At 68.9% G+C, this 3,667-nt stretch carries 4 protein-coding genes; 2 read left to right on the plus strand and 2 right to left on the minus strand.

Features of this window, described 5'->3' with window-relative positions:
* On the minus strand, positions 1–1,454 hold a 1,454-nt coding region (locus AC27KI_RS20630; RefSeq protein WP_487115575.1), incomplete at its 3' end, for a methyl-accepting chemotaxis protein.
* 185 nt (positions 1,455–1,639) lie between these two features.
* On the opposite strand from AC27KI_RS20630, the gene AC27KI_RS20635 reads away from it, so the two are divergent.
* The gene (locus AC27KI_RS20635; protein ID WP_487090588.1) at positions 1,640–2,503 is read left to right on the plus strand and encodes a 3',5'-nucleoside bisphosphate phosphatase; all 864 of its coding nucleotides are present in this window, start codon (positions 1,640–1,642) and stop codon (positions 2,501–2,503) included.
* 11 nt (positions 2,504–2,514) lie between these two features.
* Positions 2,515–3,150, plus strand: coding sequence for an L-threonylcarbamoyladenylate synthase (locus AC27KI_RS20640; RefSeq protein WP_272565544.1), 636 nt, complete (start codon positions 2,515–2,517; stop codon positions 3,148–3,150).
* A gap of 54 nt (positions 3,151–3,204) precedes the next feature.
* On the opposite strand, the gene AC27KI_RS20645 is transcribed toward AC27KI_RS20640, so the two are convergent.
* The coding region (locus tag AC27KI_RS20645; RefSeq protein WP_487115577.1) for a methyl-accepting chemotaxis protein at positions 3,205–3,667 on the minus strand (463 nt) is incomplete at its 5' end.

Raw genomic sequence — 3,667 nt, forward strand, 5'->3', positions numbered from 1 at the left:
ACCAGCGCGGCGTTCTGCTGGGTCATCTGGTCCAGGTTGCTCACGGCCTGGTTCACCTGGGCAATGCCGTCGCGCTGCTCGGTGGACGACGCGGTGATCTCGCCGATCAGGTCGGACACGCGCTGCACGCTGCCGACGATCTCCTCCATGGTCTGGCCGGCCTGCGCCACCTGCTGCGAGCCCGACTCCACGTTGCGCACGGAGGTGTCGATCAGCAGCTTGATCTCCTTGGCCGCCTCGGCCGAGCGCTGCGCCAGGCTGCGCACCTCCGACGCCACCACCGCGAAGCCCCGGCCCTGCTCGCCCGCGCGGGCCGCTTCCACGGCCGCGTTCAAGGCCAGGATGTTGGTCTGGAAGGCGATGCCGTCGATCACGCCGATGATGTCGCTGATCTTGCGTGAGCTGTCGGTGATCTGCTGCATGCTGGTCACCACCTGGCCCACCACTTCGCCGCCCCGCCCGGCCACCTGCGCCGCCGTGGACGCGAGCTGGTTGGCCTGGCGCGCGGTGTCGGCGGACTGGGTGACGGTGGCGGTCAGCTCTTCCATGCTGGCCGCCGTCTCCTCGAGGTTGGCGGCGGTCTGTTCGGTGCGGGCGGACAGGTCCTGGTTGCCGGTGGCGATCTCGGTGGAGGCGGAGGACACCGACTCCACGCCCGAGCGCACCTCGGCCACCACCCCGCGCAGGCGCGCCGCCATGGCGGACAGCGAGCGCAGCAGGTGGCCCAGCTCATCCTTGCGCGCGTCCTGCACGTCGACGGTCAGATCGCCCTCGGCGATGGCGTCGGCCAGGCCCACGGCGCGGTCCAGCGGCTGGGTGATCGAGTGCACCGTGAGGTACGCCAGGAACACGCCCAGCAACACCACCAGGGCAGCAATCGCCGCGCCAATCCAGTGCGCCTTTTCCCGCTGGCGCCGGCCCTCGGCCTTGGCCGCTTCGCGCTGGCCCTCCTGCTGCTCGACGAAGGTCTCCTGGGTCTGGATGTATTTGGTGACGGCAGGCAGCAAAGTGTCGTCCACGAGCTTGCGGGTGGCGTCGATGTCCCCGCGGCCTTCCTGGGCCTGGGCGGTGATCTTGAGCACGGCGGTGCGCTCGGCGGAGACGCGTTCGAGCTGGGCCTTTTCCTCGGTCGCCACGGCCTGCGCGATGATCTTCTTCTGGATCTCGGTGATGGCGGCGATGTCGTTCTTGACCAGCGCCTTCATGCGGGTGCTCAGCACCTCGTCGGTGGTGACCGCGCTGACCACCACGCGCTCCACGGCCAACTGTGTCATGCCCTTCCAGCGCAAGGCCAGCGAGATGCGGTCTTCATTGGCCTGGACCATGGCGGTGGTGTCGGCATCCACGCGGGCGGTGTAGGCCACGAGGGCATAGACCAGCAGCAGCATGCTGCCCATGAGGCCGAGGATGATGAGCCACAGCTTGCGGCCAACGGAAAGGTTCTGGAAGTTCATCGGGAAATGGGCGAAGGTGAAGAAGCGCAAAAAAAACGCACGGCAGACGATGCAACGCGTGGAGCGTTACCGGCGTGCACTTTTGCTTACATTTTCAGTGGTTGCGCCGATGGGCGTCAGCGGGGTTTTCCATACCTGGTGCGAGATTGCGACACACGGGAGGGCCAGCGCCCTAGAATCGATCCGTGTCCATCCTTCTCAACGCCGACCTGCACTGCCACTCCGTGGTTTCCGACGGCACGCTCACGCCCGAGGAACTGGCCGCCCGGGCGCATGCCAACGGCGTGCAGCTGTGGGCCCTGACGGACCACGACGAGATCGGTGGCCAGCACCGCGCCATGGCCGCCGCCGCATCGCACGGCCTGCCCTACCTCACTGGTGTGGAGATCTCGGTCACCTTCGCCAACACCACGGTGCACATCGTCGGCCTGGGATTCGATCCGGACGACCGGCAGCTCAGCCAGGGCCTGGCCGCCACCCGTGGGGGGCGCGGCGAGCGCGCGATGGAAATGTCCCGCCAGCTGGCCCAGGTGGGCATCCGCGGTGCCTACGAGGGCGCCCTGCGCTATGTGGGCAATCCGGAGCTCATCTCCCGCACCCATTTCGCGCGCTTTCTGGTGGAAACGGGCGTGTGCCGCGACACCTCCGAGGTGTTCCGCAAATACCTCACCGAAGGCAAGCCCGGCTACGTTCCCCACCGCTGGGCCACGCTCGGCAATGCGGTGCGCTGGATCCACGAGGCCGGCGGCATCGCCGTCATCGCGCATCCGGCCCGCTACAAGTTCAGCGCGAACGCCGAGTACGCGCTCTTCACCGAATTCATCCAGCATGGCGGCCGGGGGGTGGAAGTGGTGACCGGCAGCCATTCCGTGGCCGAGTACGGCGTGTATGCCGCCATGGCCACCGAATTGAACCTCGCCGCGTCGCGCGGCAGCGACTTTCACAGTCCGGACGAATCGCACACCGACCTGGGCGCCCTGCCCCCGCTGCCCGGCGCATTGACCCCCGTGTGGGACCTGCTGGCAGACCGCATCCACACCGCCGCCTGAGGACCTTCCCCTTGGCCCAGTATTTCGAAGTCCACCCCGACAACCCACAGCCCCGGCTGCTCAAGCAGGGCGCCGCGCTGCTCAAGCAAGGCGCGGTGCTGGCCGTGCCCACCGACTCCAGCTACGCCCTCGTGTGCCAACTGGACGACAAGGCGGCTGTGGACCGCCTGCGCCGCATCCGGCAGGTGGACGAAAAGCACCACCTCACCCTGCTGTGCCGCGACCTGTCGGAGCTGGCCAATTACGCCCGCGTGGACAACCGGCAGTACCGCCTGCTCAAGCTGGCGACGCCCGGGCCCTACACCTTCATCCTGGACGCCACCAAGGAAGTGCCCCGCCGCGTGAGCCATCCGCAGCGCAAGACCATCGGCCTGCGCGTGCCGGACCGCAAGGGCCTGCAACTGCTGCTGGAACTGCACGGCGCGCCGCTCCTGGCCACCACCTTCATCGCGCCGGGCGAAACCCTGCCGTTGAACGACCCGCGCGAGATCCGCGAGCGCTACGAGCACCAGATCGACGCCGTCGTCGATGCGGGCGCCTGCCCGCTGGAGCCCACCACCGTGGTGGACCTGACCGACATGTACGACGGCGGCGAACCGCGGGTGGTGCGCGAGGGCCGCGGCAGCCTGCAGGCGCTGGGCCTCTGATGGATGCGGCGCTGACGCGGCACTGAGACGCGAGTCAACGCGCCGCCGCTGCCCTCAGGCCGGCAGGCGCAGAGTGGACGGGCCGTGATGGCCGGGCGAGCCCAGGGCGGGCGCGTCGTCATCGTCCAGCTTGAACGCGCCCACGGCACGCTGCAGGTCGTTCGCGCGTTCCGACAGCACCGACGCGGCCCGCGCCGCCGCCTCCACCATCGCCGCGTTCTGCTGCGTGGCGCCATCCATGTGCGCGACCGCCTGGTTCACATGGGCGATGCCGTCGCTCTGCTCGTGCAGGGCGTGCGAAATCTCACCCAGCAGGGCAGTGACCTGCCCCACGTCGTGCACGATCTCCTGCATCGTCTTGCCCGCCTGGCCGACCAGACCGGTGCCGTTCTGCACCTGCTGCACGGACTCCTGGATCAGTGTGCGGATCTCGCGCGCCGCCACGGCGCTGCGCTGGGCCAGGCTGCGCACTTCGGAGGCCACCACCGCGAAGCCACGGCCCTGCTCGCCCGCGCGG

This window comes from Acidovorax sp. KPB24-03, assembly GCF_057546605.1.